Genomic DNA, 22,957 nt, shown 5'->3' on the forward strand with positions numbered 1-22,957 from the left:
GGCGGCAGTTGGCTGCGGTGGGGGCGTGGGCGTCGTCGGGGCGGGGTCGGGGGCGTCCGCCGATCATCCGGGGTCCTTCCGTCCGCGCGCCGTCCGTGCTGTTCGCGCGGCGTGGTGGCGTCAGAGGTGGAGGCCGCCGACGGCCCACTCGAGTGCCAGGACTCCGCCGAGACCGAGGACGGCGAGGACGGTCGTGTAGGTGGTGCGGGCCTTGATGGCGTCGATGACCGAGAGGTTGAAGTACTCCTTGAACATCCAGAATCCGGGGTCGTTGACGTGCGAGAACGCGATCGAACCGCAGGAGACGGCCAGCACCATCAGCTCGGGCTGGATTCCGCTGCCGGAGAGCAGCGGCAGCACGACACCCGACGCCGTGACGACGGCGACGGTCGCCGACCCCAGTGCGATACGGAGGATGACGGCGATGAGCCACGCGAGAATGATCGGCGAGATGGGCCACCCATGGGTGAGGTCCTTGATGTAGTCGGAGATGCCGCCGTCGACGAGGACCTGCTTGAAGGCGCCGCCGGCACCGATCACGAGCAGGATCATCGCCATCGCCCTGGCCGCCGAGGAGCAGGAGGCGCTCACGTCCGAAAGGCTGCGTCCGATCCGGGGCCCGAAGGCCCATATCGCCAGAACCAGCGTGAGCAGGAGCGCGATCGGGGCTGATCCGATGAACAGGACGAAGTGCAGCAGCGGCCCCGAACCGGAGACGGCCATGTCCGTGACGGCGGAGCCCGCGATCAGCACGACGGGGAAGAGGGCAACGGACAGGGACCAGCCCAGGCCGGGCATCTCCTCCTCCTCGAAGACGCGTTCGCTGACGAGGCCTTCGGGGATGGAGGGGTTCATCGCCTTGATGAACGGGAGGCGGGGCCACACCAGGGCGATGAGCGCACCGGCGGGCACGGCGATGAACAGCCCGTAGAACAGCGTCAGACCGACGGACGCGTGGAACGTCGCGGCCACGGCGACGGGGCCCGGGTGGGGCGGGAGGAAGCTGTGCATGGTGGAGAGCGCGATCGACATCGGAAGCCCGACCCACAGCAGGTTCTTCCCCGTGACCCGCACGATCGTGAACGCGATGGGCACGATGATGACGAAGGCGACCTCGTAGAACATCGTGACGCCGATGAGCATGGCCGTCACCACCATGGCCACCTGCACCCAGCGGGGGCCGAATGCTCCGAGGAGCTTGTCGGCTATTCGCTGTGCGGCGCCGGAGTCCCCCATGACGCGGCCGACCATGGCGCCCAGGCCGATGGTGAGCATCGTGTCACCGATCTGGTCGCCGATGCCGCCGGCGAGGACCTCCGGGATCTTCGCCGTCGGAATTCCCTGGACGAGCGCGACGCCCACCGCCACCAGCAGGAGTGCGGCGAAGCCGTTCAGGCGCAGCTTGGTCATGAGGAAGAGCAGGGTCAGAACGCTGATCCCGACTACGAGGAGAGGCATGTCGGTTCCCCTTTGAACTGTCTGTCCCGGTCCGTGGGCCGCGCCGGGGAGCGGGTTGGGTGCGGGGCGTCAGGTGGTGCGGGAAGGCGGTCATGGCAGCGGCGGTGCCGGCCGGGCGGCACCGCGCATCGTTCAGAATGCTGAACTCCTCTGCTCCGCGGGCGGGGAGCCGGTGCCCGGTCCGGTGGCCGGCCGGGTCGTCGGACACGTGCGCTGCGGCGCCGGATCGGAGCTGCCGCCGTCAGGGAAGCGGAAGCTCGTGACGGGGGAGGGGCACGTCTCCTTTGATGTGGCCGCGGAGGCGTCCGGCGCCCCCCCCACTTCCGCGTTGATCTGAGCCATGAACCCTCGCTCCGTACATGGACGGCGTTTATATATGAGAATGAAGGCTAAGATCGTGAACTTGCGTGGGTCAATGGGCGCGGGGCCTCGGATTCCGTGGTGTGCGCGGGAGGCGGGAGGAGGTCCGAGGCGGTCCGGCAGCAGGCCCGCACCCTCCAATGCGCCGCCGTCGTCCGGCGGTTGAGGCACAGGTGGAGCACGTCGCGCGGCGGACCTCGCCGGGTGGACGCGCGGTGAGGGCGGTCGACGGCAAGGGGTGCGATGGCCGGGCCGGAATGCGCTGGACGGCGCTGCGAGTCAAGGCGGTCGTGGCGGTTCTGCGCCGTCGCGGCCGTCGGACAGCCCTGGTCCTGACGTCACAACTGCCCGTTCCGCGACATCACTTGATGCCGGAGTCAGGGCCCCGGGGCCGGTCGGTCAGGCCGTGCCCACGAGGGTGTGCCGAGCGTGCGGTCGCGGTTCCTGCGCGATCACGAGTGGCCGACGCAGGCGGTAACGGGACGGCGGTGAAACGGAGTTCGGGGTTGTCGGTGTCCAGGGGCTGTCCGCTGGACAGGCCCTCTAGGAGCGGCCGTGGCCGCCGTGGGACCTGCCGCGTTCGATGGTGCCGCCGTACTTCGCCTGGATCGGTGCCAGCTTCGACGGTTTCACCGTCACCACGAGCCAGCGGGAGCCGACGAGGTAGGTGCCGCCGTAGTCCTTCGAGTAGTCCAGCCAGCCGCGCTTGGCGCGGTTGTCCTTGAACGTGACGAAGGTGTAAGTGGTCTTGCCGGACTTGCAGACGCCCAGGCGGTAGTCCTCGACCTTCTTCTGGATGTCGGCCTTGCACTTGAGCGCCGACGCGAGCTTCTCCACCGTCGGAGGCTTGGAGGACTTCGATACCGCGGCGGTGCCCGAGTCCCCGCTGCACCCGCCGAGCAGCGCGACGGCCGAGGCCGCCGCGAGTGCCGGGAGGGCGAGCCTGCCCAGCCGCCTCGGCCGGGCTCCCAGTGGCGCCCCCTCGTCGCGCCGCTGGGTGCTGCCGGCCTCGGCTGGTGACAACTGGTCTCTCATCAGCGCTCCCTGGGACTGAGAAGGCCCCACGACTCTAGATCGCGTCCGCGGCGCGCGGCCGTATTTGTCACCGGTGTGAAGGGTTACCGGCGCTGCTCGGGAGCAGTGCGTTCGGTATGCCGGCCAGAGGGGTGTTTGGGGGTTTTTGTTCGTCGGCTGCACCATGGAGTCAGCGGGACCGTAACTGCGACCGCCGGAGGTAGAGCACTGTGCCGAAGTTCATGGACGTCACGCGCGGGATGACCGGCATCACGGCGGAGCAGCTCGACAAGGCCCACCGGGCGGATCTGGCCGCCGAGCATTCCGAGGGCGTGCACTTCGAGCATGTCTGGGCCGACCCGGGGAGCGGGACCGTCTTCTGCCTGTCGGAGGCGCCTTCCGAGGATGCGGTGCGGCGCGTGCACGAACTGGCCGGGCACCCCGTGGACGAGATTCATCCGGTGCCGCTCAGGGTGTGAGTGAAGGGGGTGGTCCACGTTGACGGAGGTCAGGAGCCCGGGCGGGACGGGCCGGCCGGCGGCTGGTCGGGTGCAGTGCCCTGACAGAGGTGACAGGAAACTGACAGAGAACTGACAGGAGGCAGTGTCATGACGTTCGTTCAGCTCATCGAGTACGAGACGGACAAGCCGGAGGAACTCGACAAGATCTTCGATCAGTGGATGAAGGACACCGAGGGCAAGCGGACCGTGACGCACGAGCTGCACGGTCAGGACCGTGACAAGCCCGCCCACTTCGTCGACATCGTCGAATTCCCCTCGTACGAGGCGGCGATGGAGAACAGCAAGCTCCCCGGGACGCAGAAGAACGCGGAACGGGTTCGCGCGCTGTGCACGTCGGAGCCCCGCTTCGTGAATCTGGAGGTCAAGCGCGAGGACATAAAGCAGAAGTGACCTGAGAGTTGCAAGCGGCTGCCCGCTACAGGACGTGGCGGGCGGCAGCCGCGTCGGACCGGTGCTCGAACGCCGCCGCGCGGGGCTGGTGGCTGAGCAGTGCTTCGGTGAGGCCGTGCTCGTTCGGGTAGTCCATGGGGACGATTCCCAGCCCCTGCCAGGCCGCGTTCTCGGGCGAGCCCAGCAGATCCCGGACGCGCGGGTTGAGGCGGTCGGCGTTGGAGCGGGGCGGGAGGAGGGCCGCCGTGCTGACGTAGTTGACGTAGAGCTTGCCCGGGCGGCTGGCCGCCTTGCGGAACTGCTCCTCGACCAGCGGGTACTTGGCGCCGGGCTCCTCCATGTACGCGTCCTGGATGTCGAAGAGCCGCTCGTCCCCGTAGCGCACGCCGGGCAGCCCCTCGGAGTCGCCGAGCAGGACGACGCCGCCTCGCGCGGTGCCCAAGTCGGGCAGTTCCGGGCCGAGTCGGAACAGTGAGCGCCAGCCCCGGTTGTCCAGATAGTCGTCGAAGACGAGCCGGAACCGCTCGGCGCTCTCCTCCGAGTACTCCTGTTTCACGCGCATCAGGACCGTCTCGGACGGGTGGGAGGCGAGGAAGTCGCGGCAACTGCCCAGCACGTCATCGAAGTTGAGCTGCTGGTAGGAGGGCCCGTGGTGAATCGTGAACGAGCCTTCGAAGAGGCGGCAGCGGATGTCGAGGAAGCGGATGCCGGACGAGAGCTGTTCCGCGAGGGGCGTGTTCTGGCACTCGGTCCACGGACCGCCGTGGCGGGCACCGGAGTTGTGGGTGCCGGGGATGGTCAGCTCACGCAGGAGAGCGCCGTCGGGGAGCTGTGACATCCACGCGTCCGGTCCGGCGCGTCCGCCGGTCCCGGTGGCTGCCGCGTGCGCCTCGCCCGCCGTCGTCGCACCGGCCAGTGCGGTGAGGGTGAGTGCCGATGTGCCCCGCAGAAACGTACGGCGGTTCATGGTCATGACAATGATGGAAGCACCGGACACCGGCTTTGCACAGGGCGCGATCACGCCTTCGTGCCGCCCCGCTGTCCCGGGCTACCCGCCGAGTCTCGCGGCGCACGCCCGGCGCAGCTGCTCCGCGAGCGCCGCCGACTCCTCGGAGGACATGGACAGCACGCCGTTCTCCGTCATCAGTGCGTGGAACTGCTGGTCCCGGTACGGCACTCCCTCCGGCAGCCCCGCGACGTGCCAGTGCAGATGCGCGTTGCCCTGTCGGCTGCCGAGCGACAGCAGATACGTCCGCTCCGGCGCGAGCACGTCCTCCACGCCCAGGGCCACGCCGCGCAGCACACGCATCAGGCGCAGATACGCGGGCTCGTCCAGATCGCGTACGACGTGCTCGACGTGCCGCTTCGGCGCGACGAGGACCTTGCCGGGCAGCGTCGGCCAGCGGTCGAGGAACGCGATGTGCTCCTCGTCCTCGTAGACCGTCGCGTGGGCGAACTCCGGGTCACCGGCCACGAATGCGCAAACGAAGCAGGGCCCGGAGCGGGTGCGGACCTCGTACGCGTCGAGGTCCATGGGGTGCCGGTCCGTGCTCATGGGGTCGCTCCGTTTCCTTCCGCCTCGGTGATTCTCGCGCCGATCGAGGTGTCCAGTTCGTCCATCGTGCGATGGAACGCCTCCTCGAGCGGGACGCCGTAGCGGTGGGTGAGGATCAGCACGGACCAGAGGCAGTCGGCGAGCTCATGCTCCAACGCGGCCCGCTCGCCGGGGACTTCGCGCGCGCCCTCCTCGGCCATGACGAGTTTCGCGAGGTCGCCGACATCGCCGGTGAAGCCCAGCATGAACTCCTCGCGGCTCCAGACGCGGCCGCGCTCCAGGGAGTTGAGCCGGTCGTAGAGGTCGTGGATGCGAAGCGCCCTGCGGCTCAGCTCAGTCAGATCCGCACCCGGGCCCGGCCTTGCACGTCCCACGCGGCAGGGGCGGATCACGGATTCGCTCGCCACCGGCGTGAAGCCCGCCGCGAGGAAGGCGCGGAGCGACCGGGCGTTGCCGGGGGAGACGGCGGCGAAAACGGGCTCGCCGGCGGGCACGAGGCAGAGGGCGTCCCGGACCAGGGAGTGGCCGAGACCGCGGCCCGCGTTTCCTGCCGGGTCGTGGAGTTCGACGCTCATCTCGCGGCGTCCCGCCAGGCCCTCGGCGAGGGTGACCAGTCCCCGCTCGTCGCCGAACGTCCTTACATCCGCGCGCAGTTCACGGGCGTGCAGGACGCGTGGGTGGTCCTCCATGCCGATGCGTTCAGGCAGCCGGGGGGTGCCGCCGGTGCCGCGGGCGGCCAGCGTGGCGTCGACGCAGCCGATCGTGCCGCCCGGCCCGGCGAGGGCGCGCAGGACGTCAGGGGAGAGGGAACCTCCGAAACCGTCGGGCCTCATGGCCTCCACCTCTTCCGCCGGGAGGGATGTGGCGATGACGGCGTGCCCGGTGAAGGCGACGGAGCACTCCAGGCCGCGTGGGAGGGGGCCGAGCACGGTCACGCCGCCGTCGGCGGGCGGGAAGCGTCCTCCGGCTGCCGCGAGGAAGAGGCCGAACAGGGGGTGCGGGTCAGCCGGGTCGGCCGGGTCAGCCGTCATGGGGGCCACCGCCCGGCGGGGCGCACACCGGCCGTGCCGTCCGCGCGGCGGCGGCAACGACCGCGGGCCCGCCACGTCGGCTGCGCCGTCCGTAACCGTCGGGCCGTCCACGCCGCAGCGTCCGCCCCGACGTGCGCCTCACGGTTTGCGCCCCACGCCGCATACGGCGTCCACCGGCCCGGCCGCTCCGGCCGCTCCGGCCGCCCCGGCCGCCCGCGCGGCCCCCGCCGCCTCGTGCGCGTCGGCCGCGTCGGGGCGCCACTCGGACGTGCTGACGATGCCGGGCTCCACCGGTTCCAGGCCGTCGAAGAAGCTCGCGATGTGGTCCGCGCTGCGCAGGTGGTATGAGCTCGCGGAGTTCTCGTTGTAGGCGGCGATGGCGTCGTTGAGAACCTCGTTGGTGTCCGTCCCGTCGCTGAGGGCGAGATGGCTCCCGGGCGGAAGCGGGTCCATGAGCCGCGCCACGAGGGAGGCGGGATCGTCGGAGTCGGGGATCTGCCCCATGGTGCCCAGCAGCGTGAGGGCGACCGGTTCGCCGAAGTCCAGCGTCCTGCTTGCCGCTTCGAGAATCGCGGCGGGGTCGCGGACATCGGCGTCGACGTAGTCGCAGGCGCCCTCCTTGGTGCTGGTGAGGAGTGCCTGCGCGTGGACCAGTACGAGCGGGTCGTTGTCGACGTAGACGATCCTGCTCCCGGGCGCGATGCGCTGTGCGACCTCGTGCGTATTGTCCGCGGTCGGCAATCCCGTGCCCACGTCGAGGAATTGACGTATTCCGGCCTCGGCCGCCAGGTGGTGCACGGCGCGCACGAGGAAGCGGCGCTGGAGGCGGGCGATGCGCGCTATCCCGGGGAACAGCTTGAGGATCATGTCTCCCACGTCGCGGTCCGGGCGGTAGTTGTCGCGTCCGCCCAGCAGGTAGTTCCACACGCGCGCCGAGTGCGCGGTGTCGGCCTGGATCTTCTCTGCCAGCCGGGGGTCCTCGGGAGACTGCATGGAGTCAGCCTCACACGGACGAGTGAGGAGCTGAACCGTGTTCCGCCGCTTTCCGAGCGGCTCACCGGGGCCCCGGCTCCGGGCGGGGACGTGAACCGGCTCCTCTCCCGGCCCTGTGGGCAAGGCAGTTCGACGGGCCTTCGCGGACGGCCCGATTGGCGCCCCGGGCGCACCGCGGGCCAGTCTGACCCCATGAGCATCGCGTTCCTCTTCCCCGGCCGGGGTTCGCAGCGTCCCGGCATGCTGCACCGGCTGCCCGACACCGAGGCGTCCGCGACCGTACTGGCCGAGGCGGACTGGGCGTTGAGGAAGCTCGCCTCCCGCACCGGCGGTGCGGGAGGCGCCGGTTCCGGGCCCGGCCGTGAGTACGCGGACGGCATCGTCGAGCTGGACTCCCGGGAGGCGCTGGAGCGTTCACCGGTCGCCTGCCACCTGGCGCTGCTGATCGCCGGTGTCGCGGGGGCGCGTGCGCTGACGGAGGACGAGGAGGTGCGTCCCGTCTGCGTCGCCGGGCACGGCATCGGCGGATACGCGGCGGCCGTGCTCGCGGACGTGCTCACCTTCGAGGAGGCCCTGCGGGCCGTCCGGCTGCGCGGCGAGCTGCTGCACGCCGCCGAGAGCACGAACGAGCCGGAGAGCGATGTCGCGATCCGGCTCGCGCAGCATCTGGCGACGGTCAAACGGCGTCCGCAGTCGGTTCCTTACATGGGCGGAGTGCAGGGCCGGTCCCTGCTCGGCGACACGAACGCCGTCTTCGACGACCTGGCCTGGTCGGTCGCGCGGCCCGTGCGCTGGAGGGACGTGACGTCGGCGCTGGCCGCGAAGAACGTCGCCTGCTGCGTCGAGTTGCCGCCGGGCCGGGTGCTCACGGCACAGTTGGCGGCCGAACTGCCGGGCATGCGGGCGGTGTCGGTGGAGGAGCACGGCATCGCGGCGGCAGCGGAGCTGGCACGGTCGGCCGCCGGCGGGGCGCCGCCCGCCCCGCCTCCCGGGCAGGGCGGCGGACCGGACGGACCGGACGGACCGGACGGACCGGGTGGGCCTGCTGGTCGGCATCCGGGCATGCCCGCCGGGCCCACCGGGCCCGCCGCGCCCGGCGGACCGCATCCCGGCCGGAGCGGTTCGGCGTAGCCCGTCGGAGCGGCTCGGTTCAGCCGGTCAAAGTGCCTTGGCGTAGCAGCGGCTCGCCGGCTCGAAGCGGTAGAGGCCGAACTTCTCCGTGAGTTCGTAGCCCGAGGACGAGTACAGACCGATCGCCTCGGGCTGCTTCGTTCCCGTCTCCAGCACCATGCGGGTGCGCCCCGCGGCACGCGCGTCGTCCTCCAGGGCGGCCAGAACCAGCCGGGCGAGGCCGCGCCCGCGCGCCTCGGGCACCACGTACATCCTCTTGATCTCCGCGTCGCCGTCCGCGTATCCCTCGTCGTTGCGGTTCTGCGTGCGCCATCCCCCGGTCGCGACGGGGCGTCCGTCGTCCTCGTACGCGATCAGGTAGATCCCCTTCGGGGGCTCGAACATGGCGGGGTCGAGCGGCGTGATGTCGCCTTCGTCGCCGTAGCGCTCGGCGTACTCCAGCTGCACGGCGTCGTTGAGTTTCATCGCGTCGGGGTGGTCGTAGGGCACACGATCGAGGCGCATGCACGCATCGTAGGGTGACCGGAATGCCGAAGGTGACGACGATCAACGTGAACGGGCTGCGAGCCGCGGCCCGGAAGGGCTACCGCGAGTGGCTGGCGGCCACCGACGCGGACGTCGTGTGCCTCCAGGAGGTGCGCGCCGAGCCGCACCAGCTGCCGGACGACGTGCGTGCGCCCGAGGGCTGGCACACGGTGTACGCGCCCGCAGCGGCCAAGGGACGGGCGGGAGTGGCGGTGCTCACGCGGCGTGAACCGGACCAGGTGCGGATCGGTTTCGGCGCGGAGGAGTTCGAGGACTCCGGCCGTTACGCGGAGGTGGACCTGCCCGGCATGACGGTGGCCAGCCTCTATCTGCCGTCGGGTGACGTCGGCACCGAGCGGCAGGCGCAGAAGGAACGCTTCATGTCCGCCTTCCTTCCGTACCTGCGCGACCTGCGCGAACGCGCCGCGGGGGACGGGCGTGAGGTGCTGGTGTGCGGCGACTGGAACATCGCGCACCAGGAGGCGGACCTGAAGAACTGGCGCGGCAACCGCCGCAACTCCGGCTTCCTGCCGGAGGAGCGGGAATGGCTCTCGCGGGTCTTCGACCCGTCGGACGGCGGTTACGAGGACGTCGTACGGGCGCTGCACCCGGACGTCGCGGGCCCGTACTCGTGGTGGTCATACCGGGGGCGGGCCTTCGACAACGACTCGGGGTGGCGCATCGACTACGTGGTCGCGACGCCGGGACTTGCGGGCCGCGCCGTCAAGGCGGTCGTGGAGCGGGCCGCCAGTCATGAGGAGCGCTGGAGCGATCACGCCCCGGTGAGCGTGGACTTCGTCGCGTAGCGGCCCTGCCGCCCTGTTGCCCCGCCGACCTGCCGCCCTGCCAGGCGCCCGTCGCCCTCCCGCAGGCGGTTGAACTCCCCGCCCCTCTCGTAGTACTCGGTGATCTCTTCGGCGAGCACCGGGGCGTTGGCGTCCGAGGTGCGGTCGGAGTGAGTCATGGCCGGACCCTGGCCGAGAGCAGGGGGACCGGCAACCGGTTTTCCCGCCGGGCCGCGGAGTCAGCCGGCAGCGGTGCCCTCGTCCGAGGGCTTTCCCGTGGCGCCGTCGGCCCGCGCCTCGTTCCCCCGGGCCATCCACTGATCGATCTCCGCCCGCACGCGGCGGTCCATGGCCAGCCCGAGCTCCGCCTCGACGACCTGCTTCGCGAGCGGACGCAGCTGGGTCAGCAAGTCGTTGAGGGACTCGGCGTCGAGGCCGCCGGGGGCCGCGGCCTGTTCCTTCGGCAGCAGGTGGGTGCGGAAGAGTTCCGTGAAGACCTCCGCGACCGCCTCCGCGTGCGTCCGCAGCTCGCGGCCCGCCGCGAGCACCGCGGCGAGCGGGATGCCCTTCTTCACCAGCTCCGAGGAGGCATCCAGCAGACGGCGGCTGACGTGGACGAACTCGTCGCCGTCGACGGCTATGTAGCCGATGTCGAGGGAGGCGGCGAGGTTCTCGACGTTGACCTCTCCCTGGTAGTGGTCGGCCAGCTCCTCGGGCGTGAGCCGGATCGGGGTCTCCTCCGCGAACAGGGCGGTGATCATTGAGGATTCGAGCCCGAGCAGCTCGGCGGTGCCGTGCGAGTCGCGTCCGCTCTCGAAGGCCCCCAGCAGATCGGCGATGCCGCCCAGGGTGTGACCGCGGGCGAGAAGTCCGGAGATGGTCCGAAGCCGGGCCAGATGGTGCTCGTCGTACCAGGCGATGCGGCCGTCGCGGCGGGGCGGCGGCAGCAGCTTGCGCTCGCGGTAGAAGCGCAGGGTGCGGGTGGTGATGCCGGCGAGCTCGGCCAGCTCCGCCGCACGGAACTCCCGCGCGTCGGTCGTCCGGGCCCCGGTGTCCGTGTGCGCGTCGGTCGTCCGGGCCCCGGTGTCCGTGTGCGCGTCGGTCGTCCGGGCCCCGGTGTCCGCACCCGCGTCGGTCGTCCCGGCCCCCGAGTCCGCGTCCGCCGCGGCGTCGCCGGGCGGTACTTGTGCGGCCACGCCGTCCGCATGTCTCCGGTCCCCGTCGCCGTCCTGGTTCCGCACGGCGTGACCGGCGCCGCCCGGGACGGCCCGGTCCGTGTCGGGCGCTCGATCGCTGTCGTCGGTCATCGTGGCAGCTTAACCAGCGGGATCGCCGGTATGTACCGGTCCCTTCCAGGACTCCGCCCGCGACCCGCGTCGCCCGGCGCTCGGTGCAACCTGCGGTAACTTCCCTTGCGCGACCCCTACCCATCGGTATCCGTCTGGCTTACGCTCCCAACCGTGCCAGTGATTACTGGCACGTTGTAGGCGGCGAATCAGTCAGACCCTCGGGAGGCGGCGGCATGGCGGCCGAGCGCGAACACGAGCACGTAAGGGTGGCGGTGATCGGATCCGGATTCGGCGGCCTGGGGGCCGCCGTACGGCTGCGCCGCGCCGGAGTCACCGACTTCGTCGTCCTCGAACGCCGGGAGGCGGTCGGAGGCACCTGGCACGACAACACCTATCCGGGATGCGCGTGCGACGTGCCCTCCCACCTGTACTCCTTCTCGTTCGCGCCCCACCCGGAGTGGCCGCGGACCTTCTCGGGCCAGGAGCACATCCGCGCGTACCTGGAGAACGTGGCCGACACCTTCGGGCTGCGGCAGCACATCCGGTTCAACTCCGAGGTCGAGCTGATGAGCTGGGACCCGGAGGAGCTCCACTGGAGCATCACCACCGGGCAGGGAACCCGGCTGACCGCGGACTTCGTGGTCAGCGCCACCGGCCCGCTCTCCGAGGCCAGGATCCCGGACATCCCCGGCCTGGAGAGCTTCGGAGGCAAGGTCTTCCACACCTCGCAGTGGGACCACGACTACGACCTGCGCGGCAAGCGCGTCGCCGTCATCGGCACGGGCGCCTCCGCGATCCAGGTCGTGCCCGCTATCCAGCCCGAGGTCGAACGGCTCACCCTCTTCCAGCGCACCCCGGCGTGGGTGATGCCCAGGGCCGACCGGGAGATCACCGCCCTGGAGCGCAAGCTGCACGCCAAGGTGCCGGCCACGCACTTCCTGCGGCGTCAAATCCTCTGGGGAATACGCGAGTTGCAGGTCTCGGCCTTCGCCAAGCACCCGAGGATGCTCGGCCTCATCGAGGGGCTCGCCACCCGTCACATGAAGCGCGCGATCAAGGACCCGGACATGCGGCGCAAGCTCACGCCGGAGTACCGCATCGGGTGCAAGCGCATCCTCCTGTCCAACAGCTACTATCCGGCGCTCGCCCGGCCCAACACCGAACTGGTCGCCTCCGGTCTGAAGGAGGTGCGCGGGAACACCCTCGTCGCCGCGGACGGCACCGAGGCCGAAGTGGACGCGATCATCTTCGGCACCGGATTCCACGTGACGGACATGCCGATCGCGCACCGCGTCAAGGGCGCCGACGGCACGACGCTCGCCGAGTCCTGGTCGGAGGGCATGGAGGCGCTGCGCGGTTGCTCCGCCGGCGGCTTCCCCAACCTGCTGACGGTCATCGGGCCCAACACGGGCCTCGGCAACAGCTCGATGATCCTCATCATCGAGTCGCAGCTGAACTACATGGTCGACTACGTCAAGAAGCTGGAGACCCTGGGCGGGGAGTCCGGGAAGGTCGCCTTCGACGCCCGGCCCGAGGCCGTGAACGCGTGGAACAGGCACGTCCAGGACCGCATGCGGCGCAGCGTGTGGAACACCGGCTGCGACAGCTGGTACCTCGACGCCAACGGCCGCAACACGACCGTGTGGCCGGGCACGACCTCCGAGTTCAACAAGGTGACGAGCGAAGTCCGGCTGGAGGAGTACGTGGTGCACCGCCGGCCCTCGCAGAACTCCTCAACCGGCGCTCGCGCCACCGCCACCGCCACCGGCGCGACCGTGCCCGGCTCGGCCGGCCGCGGCGCGAAGACGGCGGCCTTCCACGCGGCGGAGGAGGGCTGATGGCGCGCCTGACCTCGACGCTGGGCAGGACGCCCGGCCCCTACGACCCGCCGCCCGCCGCACGGGAGTTGACGGCCACGTCCGCCGACGGCGCCCGGCTGCACGTCGAGATCCACGGGGAGGAGACGGACCCGGCCGTGGTGCTGATCCACGGCTGGACCTGCTCCACCCGCTTCTGGGGCGCCGTCATGCGGGAGTTGACGCAGACCGGCCACCGGGTGATCGCGTACGACCAGCGCGGCCACGGCCGTACGCCGGGCACGGACCCGCACGCCTACAGCCCCGCCACGCTCGCGGACGACCTGTGCGCCGTGCTGGACGCGGCGCTGAAGCCGGGCGAACGGGCCGTGCTGGGCGGTCACTCCATGGGGGCCATGACCCTCATAGCCGCCGCGGGCCGCCCGGTCCTCGAGCAGCGGGCCGCCGCCCTGATGCTGTGCAACACGGGTGCGCACCGGCTGGTCGCGTCCGCGCGGGTCATACCTCTGCGTTCGGAGCGTGCCCGTGGGCGTGCGCAACGGTTCCTGCTGCACTCCGGGCTGCCGCTCGGTCCCGTGTCGCCGCTGACGAAGAGGGCGATGAAGTACGGGACGATGGGCCCCGAGGCGACACCCGAACAGGTCGCCGTGGTGGCCCGCATCGTGCACGCGTGCCGGCCGCGCGAGCGCGGCGCCTGGGGCCGCGTGCTCTCGACGCTCGACATCGCGGCGAAGGCCCGCGAGCTCGGCATTCCGACGGCCGTGATCAGCGGCGCCGCCGACCGGCTGACACCGCCCGCGCTGGCCCGCGAGATCGCCGACGCTCTCCCGCAGTGCACCGGTCTGCACGAGCTGCCGCGCCGCGGGCACATGACGCCGATCGAGACGCCGTCGGTCGTGAGCGGGGTGCTGCGTGAACTCGTACGCGACCACCTCACCGACACCGCCCCGGAGTCGGCCGGAATCCCTGCGCAGCAGGGAACCGGCAAGCAGGGGGCGGCCGACAAGCCCAAGACCGGGACAAAGAAGACCGAGCCCGAGACCGAGACCGAGCCCGAGACCGAGCCCGAGACCGAGCCCGGGACCAAGACCGAGACCAAGCCCAAGGCCGGGACCAAGGCCGGGACCAAGGCCAAGACCGAGTCGCAGCAGCCGAAGTCGAGGACCGAGAAGAAGAAGGAGGAGACGCCGTGAGCCGTCGTCGGAGCCTGGAGGGGCAGGTCGCGGTCGTCACCGGAGCCGCCCGCGGCGTAGGGGAGCTGCTGGCGCGGAAGCTTTCCGCGCGCGGTGCGAAGGTCGCGTTGATCGGCCTGGAGCCTGACGAGTTGAAGCGGGTCAGCGAGTCCCTGCGCACGGACTCCGCGCACTGGCACGGCGACGTCACCGACCATGACGCGATGACCCGGATCGCCGGTGAGGTCAATGACCGGTTCGGCAAGGTCGACCTGGTGGTCGCCAACGCGGGCGTCGCGAGCGGCGGCCCGTTCGTCGACTCCGATCCGGTCTCGTGGCGCCGCGTCATCGAGGTCAACCTCATCGGCGGCGCCGTGACGGGGCGGGCGTTCCTGCCCCAACTCATCGCCTCACGCGGTTACTTCCTCCAGATAGCCTCGCTCGCCGCGATCACGCCCGCTCCGATGATGAGCGCGTACTGCTCCTCGAAGTCGGGCGTGGAGGCCTTCGCGCACTGCCTGGGCGCGGAGGTCGGCCACAAGGGAGTACGGGTGGGTGTCGGCTATCTGTCCTGGACGGACACCGACATGGTGCGCGGCGCCGACGAGGACGAGGTCATGCGCGACCTGCGGAAGCGGCTCCCGTGGCCGGCGAACCGCACGTACCCGCTGGGTCCTGCCGTCGACCGCATCGTGGCCGGCATCGAACGCCGGTCCCGCCATGTGTACGGGCAGTGGTGGCTGCGGGGGATGCAGGGCATACGCGGCTATCTGCCGTCCGTCATCGGAACGGTGGGGCAGCGGGAGATGCGCCGCATCGAACCGCGGCTCGCCGAAGCGGGAACCCGCACCGGGCTCGTGGGCGCGGGTGGAGCGGCGGACGAGGGGGAGCGCGCCGTCAGGCAGTGATCTGCCCGCCGTGAAGTCGTGGCGCGCCGACGGGGCTTGGGCGCCACGGAGACGTGAGGCCGCCTTGGACGTGACGCGCCCCGGAACGTTGCGCGCCACGGGGCGGCGACTCGCCATGGAGACGTGACGCGAGCACGGCGCGGCACGCGGGGAGGGCGCACCGACCCTGCCGGGGGTGCGCCCTCCCTGAGCCCCCGCGCCGTCCGACGGCCGGCCCCTGGGCTGCCGTTGAGATCGAGGGCCCTGCTGAGGCGCGGTCGGAGCGGGTACGGCACGGGTGCGGCGCGTGGCGCTGTGGGGGGAGTGGGTGCGTCGTCGGTCCGACGGCCCGGCCGCCGCCGCCAGGGTGCGTCGAGGGCTGTCCCGGTCCGTCTCCCTGGCCCTCTGCCGGGGCCTTCTGCCGGTCCGTCTCCCGGGCTCTCTCCCGGTCCCTCTTGGTTCGTCTCGGCCGGTCTCCCGGGTCCTCCGCCGGTCCGTCTACCGGCCGGTCTCCCGGGTCCTGCGCCGGTCCGTTTACCGGTTCTTCGTGGGCGTCACCGCAGGGGGGTCACACCGTGCGGCTCCCGTGGACGGAGGCGGCGAACGGTGAGGCACAACCGTCGGCGCGATGGTTCGAGCGGGTACCGGAGCAGCTTCGCGGTGCGGCAACTCGTAGGCGGCGGCTGTCTGTTGAGGAACAAGGTTCCTGAGCCGCACCGCCCGGAGCTCACGGGCGCATACGGCAGGTCGAGCGCGAGGTCGGAAGACCTCGGACCTCCGGTCAGACGCCGCGCAGCAGTGCGGCCAGGCCCGACTCCACGTCCGTCTCGCCGTGTTCCTGACCCGCGGCGACGACGTCGTACGAGCGCAGGAGGAAGTAGCGCAGATCCGCGCTGTCGAACTCCACGACGGCGACGCCCTCGTGGGAGAGCAGTTCGATCACCGTGCTGGTGCCGTTCCGCGGCCACACGTGCACGTCGCCCTCGCCGGCGGGCTCGTGGAGCCCGGCGTCGAGCAGTTCGCGTCCGAAGGCCCAGGCGACTTCCCCGCCGTCGAGGGACGCGTCGGCGGGGAAGACGATGCGGACCGCGAGCGGGTCGGTGGTGTCGTAGCGGAGTGCTGCTCTGAGGTCCCTGCTCGTGTGCGGATCGGCGATGAGACGGGCCTGCACGGCGTGGTCGAAGACTGCGGACATCCTCTGCTCCTATGTCGTCGGGGCGGCCCCGGCCGTCCCTCCCGTGTAGCCCTATCCCCATGAGAGACGCACGAGATGGGCGGGAGTCACCGGAAAAAGCGGGTGAGGTGTGCCACAGGCTGCCCGCAACCGGTCTTCTGTGAACACCGATGCACCCCCAGGTATTTCGAGCAATGGACCCGCTCTTGCAATCTATTTGCAGGAAGGCCCTATCATCGAAGGGACGTGTACTGGCCGCGGGAGCGGGCCGACCTAGAAGCGGAGTGGCGTCATGCATGTGCCGGACGGATTCATCAACGCCCCCGTGTCCGTCGCCGCGGGTGCGGTCGCGGCGGGCGCGGTCGCGGTCTCGCTTCGCGGCGCGCGGCGCGAACTGGGCGCGGTGGCAGGCCGTTCCGCGGGCGACGCGGCAGGAGACCCGGCCGGGAACGCGGCGGTGGCCGGTGACCGCACCGCGCCGCTGGCGGGCCTCGTCGCGGCGTTCATCTTCGCCGTGCAGATGCTCAACTTCCCCGTGGCGGCAGGCACCAGCGGCCATCTGCTGGGCGGAGCGCTGGCGGCGATACTCGTCGGCCCGTACACCGGGGTGCTCTGCGTCTCCGTCGTTCTTCTCATGCAGGGCGTGCTGTTCGCGGACGGCGGTCTGACCGCGCTCGGTGTGAACATCGTGGTCATGGGCGTCGTGACGGTCCTCGTCGCCTACGGAATCTTCCGGGTGCTGCTGCGGCTGCTGCCGCGCGGCCGGGGAGCCGTCACGGTCGCCTCGTTCGTGGCGGCGCTGTTCTCGGTGCCCGCGGCGGCGATCGCCTTCACGGGGATCTACGCCGCCGGAGGCACCGCGGACGTCGCGCTAGGCAAGGTCTTCGCGGCCATGACGGGTGTGCATGTGCTGATCGGTATCGGCGAGGCGGCGATCACCGCCGCCACGGTCGGCGCCGTCGTCGCGGTGCGGCCCGATCTGGTCCACGGGGCACGGGACTTCGCCTCGCGGCCGCTGGAGCTGCGTACGGCTGCGGTGGCGGTTCCGGGTGGCGGCACGGTGCCACCGCGTGCCCGTCCCGGCGCCGACTCCGACGCCGGCTCGGCGGGCGGCTCCTCTGCCGACTCCCCCGCCGGCACCACGACTTCACCCGGGCCCGAGCCCGGGGCCGGTCCCGAGGCCGAGCCCGTCCCCGCTCACACAGTCCCCGCCCGCCCGGCCCGCACCAACCGCGGCCTGTGGATCGGAGGCCTGGCGGCGACCGCGATCTGCGCGGGAGTCGTCAGCTTCTACGCGTCTGCCAGCCCCGACGGCCTGGAGAAGGTCGCCGCCGACAACGGCATCGACAAGCAGGCCGAGGACCATGCGGCGAAGGACTCTCCGCTCGCCGACTACGGCGTCGAGAGCATCGCCGACGCCCGCCTCTCCGGCGGACTCGCGGGCGTCATCGGCGCGGGTGCGACCCTCGCCGTGGGCAGCAGCGTCTTCGTCGCCGTGCGCCGCCGTCGTGGGGGGCGGCCGGAGCAGCCGGGGCAGCCGGAGGAGGCCGTCGGCGCCGCGACTTCGCAGGGCGGGAGCTCCGGCCGGAGCGGAAACGAGACGAACTGACATGGGTGCGGGCCACGCCCACAAGCTCTATCTGCACGGGCGGTCGCCGGTGCACGCGCTGCCGCCCCACTGCAAGCTCGCCGCGGTCTTCTGCTTCGTGCTCGTGGTCGTCTCGACCCCGCGCGAAGCGATGTGGGCGTTCGTGCTGTACGCGGTGCTGCTCGCCGCGGTGGCCCGCGCCGGGCATGTGCCGTACGGGCATCTGCTGAAGCGGATGGTCATCGAAGTGCCGTTCGTGGCCTTCGCGGTGCTGATGCCCTTCGTCGCGCGGGGCCCGTACGTCGACGTGCTGGGCGTGCAGTTGTCGTCCTCCGGGCTGTGGGGCGCCTGGAACGTCCTCGCCAAGGGCACGCTCGGTGTCGCCGCCTCGGTGCTGCTCGCCTCGACGACGGAGCTGCGCGAACTCCTGCTGGGGCTCCAGCGGTTGAGGCTGCCGCCGCTGCTCGTGCAGATCGCGTCCTTCATGATCCGCTACGGCGACGTCGTCACGGACGAGATGCGCCGGATGCGGATCGCGCGCCTGTCCCGCGGCTTCCGTGCGCGCGGCGTGCGGCAGTGGGGCGTCCTGGCCAAGTCGGCGGGTGCGCTGTTCATCCGCTCCTTCGAGCGCGGCGAGCGCGTCCATCTCGCCATGGTCAGCCGTGGTTACACCGGCACGATGCCCGTCATCGACGAGGTGAACGCCACGCGCGCGCAGTGGACGGGCGCCGCGGCCCTCCCGCTCGCGGCGCTGGCGGTCTGCCTGATGGGATGGGCGCTGTGACCGGCGACAGCAAGAGCGAGAGCACGCACGACGTCGATGGCGGACGTCCCGGACGCCCCGCGGGGGGCGCCGGCGACGCCGCGGGCCGTGCTGCGGCGGGAGCGGTGCCGCCGCCTTCCCTGGACGTGGCGGGGGTCGCCTACGCCTACCCCGACGGCCACCAGGCCCTGTTCGGCGTCGACCTCACCGTCCCGCGCGGCGAGCGGGTCGCGCTGCTCGGCCCGAACGGGGCGGGCAAGACGACTCTGGTGCTGCACCTCAACGGCATCCTCACCGCCGGCGCCGGTTCCGTGACGGTCGCGGGGCTGCCCGTGGCGCCGGGGAACCTCCCGGAGATCCGGCGGCGGGTCGGCATCGTCTTCCAGGACCCCGACGACCAGCTCTTCATGCCGACGGTGCGGGAGGACGTCGCTTTCGGCCCGGCCACCGCCGGGCTGCGCGGCGCGGAGCTCGCCTCGCGCGTGCACGACGCCCTCGCCCAGGTCGGGATGGAGGCGCACGCCGACCGTCCCCCGCACCACCTCTCCTTCGGGCAGCGCCGCCGCGTCGCGGTGGCCACCGTGCTCGCCATGCAGCCGGAGATCCTGGTACTGGACGAGCCGTCCTCGAACCTCGACCCGGCCTCGCGCCGCGAACTGGCGGACATCCTCCAGCAGCTGGACGTGACGGTGCTGATGGTCACGCACGACCTGCCGTACGCGCTCCAGCTCTGCCCGCGTTCGGTGGTGCTGAGCGACGGCGTGATCGTCGCGGACGGCGCGACGCAGGAACTCCTGTGTGACGAAGGGCTGTTGGCCGCGCACCGCCTGGAACTGCCGTTCGGCTTCGACCCCGGCTCGGTGAAAGTCCCACAGCGATAGCACCATGGACGGTGCACGGACGCACGGACAACGGCTCGAGTGGGACGGACAGTGGCGTGAAGGCTCAAGACGCTGAGAACGCGGTGGACGTCCACGGCACCGTGGCGGAGGGCTACGAGCCCCTGAGGGACGCGTTCGCCGCCAACTTCGCCGACCGCGGCGAGACCGGAGCGGCCCTGACCGTGCACCGGAACGGGCTCGTCGTCGCCGACCTGTGGGGAGGGCGCAAGAACGCCGGGCCCGGGCAGGAGGACGATGCCCTGTGGCAGGAGGAGACCGCCGCAGTCATCCGCTCCGCTTCGAAGGGCCCGGCCGCCGCGGTGCTCCATATGCTCCACCAGCGGGGCCAGTTGGACTTGGACGCGCCTGTCGCCACGTACTGGCCGGAGTTCAAGTCGAACGGCAAGGAACGTCTGCTGGTGCGGCACGTGCTCGCGCACCGTGCCGGTCTGCCCACGCTCGACTCCCCGCTCACGCCCGGGCAGGCCGTCGACGGCGTGAGCGGCCCGTCCGCGCTCGCCGCGCAGGCACCGCTGTGGGAGCCGGGCACAGACCACGGCTACCACCCGCACACCTACGGCTGGCTCATCGGCGAGCTCGTGCAGCGGGCGACGGGACGCACCCTGGGGCGCTGGTTCGCGGAGGAGGTCGCGGGACCGCTCGGGCTGCGCATGTGGTTCGGACTGCCCGCGACCGCGGAAGTCCCGCACGGAGGCGTGGACTTGGCACTTCTGGCCGAGGTGCCCACCCCGGAGCAGCGAGCCGCCACGGGACTTCGCACACGTCCGAAGGCGTCGGTGACCCGGGCCTACGGCGACCCGGACTCGCTGACGAGGCGGGCGTTCGACGCGGTCGCCCCGCGCCCCGACGAAGGCGATCCGGCGTGGCTCGCGGCCGGGCTCCCCGGTTCCGGCGGCGTCGCCACGGCCCGTTCCCTCTCGCGCTTCTACGCGGCGCTGATCGGCCCGGTCGAGGCGCGGTCCGGGTCCGGGACGCACGGGGCGGCGGGCCGGGGCGTGGGCGGCCGGCCCTACGGGCGGGGCACGGGCATCGCGGGCGGCCGGCTGTTCACGCCGGCGACCCTGACTCAGGCGCGCTCCCAGGAGTCGAGCGGGCCGGACCGCGTGCTGGTGGTCAACTCCCGTTTCGGGCTGGGCTTCATGCTCCACGGACCGGGGGCGCCGATGCTCGCGCACGGCTCCTTCGGCCACCCGGGCCGCGGCGGCTCCCTGGCCTTCGCCGACCCCGAGTCCGGCACCGCCTTCGCGTACGTGACCGCCGCCATGCAGCGGTCGGTCACCTCGGACCCGCGTGCCCACGCCCTCGTGGCGGCGCTGCGCGCCTGCCTCTGACGGCCGGTGGTGGCGATGCTGGCGGGTCAGCCCGCGCCGCCGTCGAGGAGGCGGCTGTAGCGGAGGCGCAGGGCGCGTCCGGTGCCGGCCGCCAGGGTGCCCCTCCTGTTCCCGTTCCCGACTCCTGCCGCTTCCACTGCAGTCCCCCGTTACGCGCCCGGCTGCCCGCTCGACTGCCCGCTCGGCTGCCCGCTGGCCTGCTCCGCGGGGCAGGCCAGGTCCTGGGCCGGGCGCTTCCCGGTGGTCAGGTACGTGGTCACCGCGTCGTTCGCGCAGGTGTTGGCGGCGTTCGGGTAGAGGCCGTGGCCGCCCTGGTCGGCGGTGACCATCGTGGCCCGCTTGCCGAACGCCTCCCGCAGCTTCTTCGCGCCGGCCAGCGGCGTGCCCGGGTCGCGCTCGTTCTGCACCATGAGGACGTTCGACGGGCCCCGGTCACCGATCTGCACCTGCGGTTCGGTGCGCTCGTCCGGCCAGAAGGCGCACGGTCCGATGTTGGCGGTGGCCCCGCCCACCAGCGGGTACCTCTCGCGGTCCACCGCGGTGTTGCGCCGGTAGACGCCGATCGCGCTCGGCCAGCGGCTGTCGTTGCAGGTCACGTAGTAACGGGAGGACGTGGCGTTCTCCGACTCCTGTGCCGGCGGGCTCGGCGCCAGCGGCCGGCCCGTGTCCAGGGCCTGCCAGGTCTTCGCCACCAGGGGCATGTTGGAGTCGAGGTACAGCTTGCTGAACGTCTCCGTGCGGAAGCGCGCCCCGTCGTATCCCTGAGCCGGCTTCTTCTCCAGCCGCTCCGCCAACTCGTAGAACTTCTCCTTCACTTGCTCCTGCGTGCCGCCCAGTCCGTACTCCGGGTGCGCGGCGGCGTACTTCGCGAAGTCCGGGAACCGGTCCTCCATGCCTCGGCCGAACAGCCGCGTGGCGCTGAGGTCGTACCCCTTCGGGCCGAGGTTGCTGTCCAGCACGATCCGGTCGCTCTTCCCCGGGAAGAGAGTCGTGAAGACCGAACCGAGGGAGGTGCCGTAGGAGCCGCCGAAGTACGAGATCTTCGACTCGTCGAGGGCGGCCCTGATCCGGTCCATGTCGCGGGCGGTGTTCGCGGTGCTGACGTGCGGCAGCATCCACGACGTCTTCGAGTCGGCGCACTGCCGGGCGATGTCCCGCGCGTGGACCGCCTCCTTCGTGACATCGGCCGCGGTCCGCGCGTACACCGGCCGGTGCTCCAGCTGCTCGGGCGTGAGGTCGCAGGTCACCGGCGTACTGCGGCCGACGCCGCGCGGGTCGAAGCCGATCAGGTCGTACGAGTCCTGCACGTCCTGCGGCAGCCCCGAGACGGCGAGCGCGGCTGGGTAGCCGAGGCCCGCCAGTCCCGGGCCGCCCGGGTTCACCAGCAGCGCGCCGCGGCGCTTCGAGGGGTTCTCGCTCGTCAGCCGGGAGACGGCGATGTCGATCTTGCGGCCGTCCGGGTCCTGGTAGTCCAGGGGGACTTCGAGTGTCGCGCACTCCAGCCGGGAGGCGGGGTCCTTGCCGGACTTCTCCGGCGTCTTCGACTCCCCGGTGTCCCCGGACTTGTGCTCCGTGTCCTTGCACGAGCCCCACCGCAGGGTGCCGGCCGTCGCCCCGGCGGTGTCCGAGACCGTCGCCAGGGACACCCCCGCGAGGGCGGTCGCCGCCACAGCGGAGGCGGCGATGCCGAGGGACATGCCGAGGGACAGGGTCTTCTTCCGGCGCATGTGATGTCTCCTCAGGTGTCAGGTGTCAGGTGTCAGGTGTCAGGTGTCAGGTGTCTGTCGGACGTCAGCCGGAGGCCGGCTGTCAGATGCCACGCGCCAGGTACGTGGTGGCCACGGGATCAGGCGCTCGGTGCGCCCCGCCCGGTGCCGGGCTGGAGCCGGAGGTGGGCCCGGCCGCCGTACGCGATGCCGAGGACCGCGACCAGCCCGAGCAGGACCGTCCGCCCGGCGAGGCCACCGGGCACCTGGTCGAGGAGCCCCCACCACTGCTCGGACTCCCGGTCCAGCACCCCGTGGATCGCCGTGGGGGCTGCCAGGGCTGCGAGCACCATCCCGAGGGTCTCCAGCGCCAGGTAGCCGCCTCTGCCCATCACTTGCTCCGTTCCGTGTCCGGCCGTTTCGGCACGTGAACGAGTCTGTTCAGCGGGCGTCGCGGACACATCGGACCGGCGTCCCGAACCGTCCTCGACCGCGGTCGAGGGGGTGGTACGACCGAGGTCGGGGGTGAGACAGACCCCGGTCCGACGCGCGGGCCCATACGCCT

General features: G+C 71.7%; 22 protein-coding genes and 1 pseudogene. 11 read left to right on the forward strand and 12 right to left on the reverse strand.

The annotated features are described in order from the left end of the window. Positions 1-120 precede the first annotated feature (120 nt). Both EV375_RS23260 and EV375_RS23265 read right to left on the reverse strand, forming a co-directional pair. Positions 121-1,473 (reverse strand): annotated as a pseudogene (locus tag EV375_RS23260) (gluconate:H+ symporter); the annotation flags it as partial. A gap of 888 nt (positions 1,474-2,361) precedes the next feature. After that, positions 2,362-2,853: a hypothetical protein gene (locus tag EV375_RS23265; RefSeq protein ID WP_130301351.1), complete on the reverse strand. Its 492-nt coding sequence runs from the start codon at positions 2,851-2,853 to the stop codon at positions 2,362-2,364. Positions 2,854-3,062: 209 nt separating this feature from the next. Here EV375_RS23265 and EV375_RS23270 point away from each other — a divergent pair, with 209 nt between their 5' ends. After that, positions 3,063-3,311 (forward strand): SCO4226 family nickel-binding protein, encoded by a 249-nt coding sequence (locus EV375_RS23270; RefSeq protein ID WP_130301352.1) that lies wholly within the window; start codon positions 3,063-3,065, stop codon positions 3,309-3,311. A gap of 129 nt (positions 3,312-3,440) precedes the next feature. Then, complete coding sequence (locus EV375_RS23275) at positions 3,441-3,743, forward strand: hypothetical protein (RefSeq protein WP_130301353.1); 303 nt, start codon at positions 3,441-3,443, stop codon at positions 3,741-3,743. A gap of 25 nt (positions 3,744-3,768) precedes the next feature. Here the strand turns inward: EV375_RS23275 and EV375_RS23280 are convergent, their stop codons facing one another. From EV375_RS23280 to EV375_RS23300, 4 genes are all read right to left on the reverse strand, one after another. Next, positions 3,769-4,710: a phosphatidylinositol-specific phospholipase C gene (locus EV375_RS23280; RefSeq protein WP_130302067.1), complete on the reverse strand. Its 942-nt coding sequence runs from the start codon at positions 4,708-4,710 to the stop codon at positions 3,769-3,771. An 81-nt stretch (positions 4,711-4,791) separates the two neighbouring features. Then, positions 4,792-5,298: an HIT family protein gene (locus EV375_RS23285; RefSeq protein WP_486588662.1), complete on the reverse strand. Its 507-nt coding sequence runs from the start codon at positions 5,296-5,298 to the stop codon at positions 4,792-4,794. After that, the gene (locus EV375_RS29890) at positions 5,295-6,329 is read right to left on the reverse strand and encodes a nucleoside triphosphate pyrophosphohydrolase family protein (RefSeq protein WP_486588663.1); all 1,035 of its coding nucleotides are present in this window, start codon (positions 6,327-6,329) and stop codon (positions 5,295-5,297) included. The genes EV375_RS23285 and EV375_RS29890 overlap by 4 nt, the downstream gene beginning before the upstream one ends. A 138-nt stretch (positions 6,330-6,467) precedes the next feature. Beyond that, complete coding sequence (locus EV375_RS23300; protein ID WP_130301354.1) at positions 6,468-7,322, reverse strand: SAM-dependent methyltransferase; 855 nt, start codon at positions 7,320-7,322, stop codon at positions 6,468-6,470. 192 nt (positions 7,323-7,514) lie between these two features. On the opposite strand from EV375_RS23300, the gene EV375_RS23305 reads away from it, so the two are divergent. Beyond that, positions 7,515-8,453: an ACP S-malonyltransferase gene (locus tag EV375_RS23305; protein ID WP_207228240.1), complete on the forward strand. Its 939-nt coding sequence runs from the start codon at positions 7,515-7,517 to the stop codon at positions 8,451-8,453. A 27-nt stretch (positions 8,454-8,480) separates the two neighbouring features. Here the strand turns inward: EV375_RS23305 and EV375_RS23310 are convergent, their stop codons facing one another. Continuing rightward, the gene (locus EV375_RS23310) at positions 8,481-8,957 is read right to left on the reverse strand and encodes a GNAT family N-acetyltransferase (protein WP_130301355.1); all 477 of its coding nucleotides are present in this window, start codon (positions 8,955-8,957) and stop codon (positions 8,481-8,483) included. A 23-nt stretch (positions 8,958-8,980) separates the two neighbouring features. Between EV375_RS23310 and xth the strand changes: the two genes are divergently transcribed. Then, positions 8,981-9,784 (forward strand): exodeoxyribonuclease III, encoded by an 804-nt coding sequence (gene xth, locus EV375_RS23315; protein ID WP_130301356.1) that lies wholly within the window; start codon positions 8,981-8,983, stop codon positions 9,782-9,784. On the opposite strand, the gene EV375_RS23320 is transcribed toward xth, so the two are convergent. After that, on the reverse strand, positions 9,751-9,942 hold the full coding sequence (locus EV375_RS23320) for a hypothetical protein (RefSeq protein ID WP_130301357.1): 192 nt from the start codon (positions 9,940-9,942) through the stop codon (positions 9,751-9,753). The two genes, xth and EV375_RS23320, sit on opposite strands and share 34 nt — an antisense overlap. Positions 9,943-10,002: 60 nt before the next feature. Further along, on the reverse strand, positions 10,003-10,770 hold the full coding sequence (locus tag EV375_RS23325; RefSeq protein ID WP_486588775.1) for a MerR family transcriptional regulator: 768 nt from the start codon (positions 10,768-10,770) through the stop codon (positions 10,003-10,005). A gap of 515 nt (positions 10,771-11,285) precedes the next feature. Here EV375_RS23325 and EV375_RS23330 point away from each other — a divergent pair. From EV375_RS23330 to EV375_RS23340, 3 genes are read left to right on the forward strand one after another with little or no spacing between them, the layout of a single operon-like run. Beyond that, the gene (locus EV375_RS23330; RefSeq protein WP_130301359.1) at positions 11,286-12,890 is read left to right on the forward strand and encodes a flavin-containing monooxygenase; all 1,605 of its coding nucleotides are present in this window, start codon (positions 11,286-11,288) and stop codon (positions 12,888-12,890) included. Then, a complete protein-coding gene (locus EV375_RS23335) occupies positions 12,890-14,062 on the forward strand; it encodes an alpha/beta fold hydrolase (protein WP_130301360.1) in 1,173 nt (390 codons plus the stop codon). The genes EV375_RS23330 and EV375_RS23335 overlap by 1 nt, the downstream gene beginning before the upstream one ends. After that, entirely contained in the window at positions 14,059-14,949 is an 891-nt protein-coding gene (locus tag EV375_RS23340; protein ID WP_130301361.1) for an SDR family oxidoreductase, read from the forward strand. The genes EV375_RS23335 and EV375_RS23340 overlap by 4 nt, the downstream gene beginning before the upstream one ends. A 760-nt stretch (positions 14,950-15,709) precedes the next feature. Here EV375_RS23340 and EV375_RS23345 read toward each other — a convergent pair. Continuing rightward, on the reverse strand, positions 15,710-16,123 hold the full coding sequence (locus EV375_RS23345) for an SsgA family sporulation/cell division regulator (protein ID WP_130301362.1): 414 nt from the start codon (positions 16,121-16,123) through the stop codon (positions 15,710-15,712). A 271-nt stretch (positions 16,124-16,394) separates the two neighbouring features. On the opposite strand from EV375_RS23345, the gene EV375_RS23350 reads away from it, so the two are divergent. Genes EV375_RS23350 through EV375_RS23365 form a run of 4 tightly spaced genes read left to right on the forward strand, consistent with a single transcriptional unit; the run spans position 16,395 to position 20,686 of the window. Then, positions 16,395-17,711, forward strand: coding sequence for an energy-coupling factor ABC transporter permease (locus tag EV375_RS23350; protein WP_130301363.1), 1,317 nt, complete (start codon positions 16,395-16,397; stop codon positions 17,709-17,711). Position 17,712: 1 nt separating this feature from the next. Beyond that, on the forward strand, positions 17,713-18,474 hold the full coding sequence (gene cbiQ / locus EV375_RS23355; protein ID WP_130301364.1) for a cobalt ECF transporter T component CbiQ: 762 nt from the start codon (positions 17,713-17,715) through the stop codon (positions 18,472-18,474). Beyond that, entirely contained in the window at positions 18,462-19,334 is an 873-nt protein-coding gene (locus tag EV375_RS23360) for an ABC transporter ATP-binding protein (RefSeq protein ID WP_130301365.1), read from the forward strand. Before cbiQ ends, EV375_RS23360 begins: the two co-directional genes overlap by 13 nt. 56 nt (positions 19,335-19,390) lie before the next feature. Further along, entirely contained in the window at positions 19,391-20,686 is a 1,296-nt protein-coding gene (locus EV375_RS23365; RefSeq protein ID WP_486588664.1) for a serine hydrolase domain-containing protein, read from the forward strand. 149 nt (positions 20,687-20,835) lie between these two features. On the opposite strand, the gene EV375_RS23370 is transcribed toward EV375_RS23365, so the two are convergent. Both EV375_RS23370 and EV375_RS23375 read right to left on the reverse strand, forming a co-directional pair. Continuing rightward, positions 20,836-22,413 carry an alpha/beta hydrolase gene (locus EV375_RS23370; RefSeq protein ID WP_486588665.1) on the reverse strand — a complete coding sequence of 526 codons (1,578 nt, stop codon included), beginning with the start codon at positions 22,411-22,413 and terminating at the stop codon, positions 20,836-20,838. Positions 22,414-22,532: 119 nt separating this feature from the next. After that, complete coding sequence (locus EV375_RS23375) at positions 22,533-22,784, reverse strand: hypothetical protein (protein WP_130301366.1); 252 nt, start codon at positions 22,782-22,784, stop codon at positions 22,533-22,535. Positions 22,785-22,957: the final 173 nt, after the last annotated feature.

The sequence above is a fragment of the Streptomyces sp. CNZ301 genome, assembly GCF_004217425.1.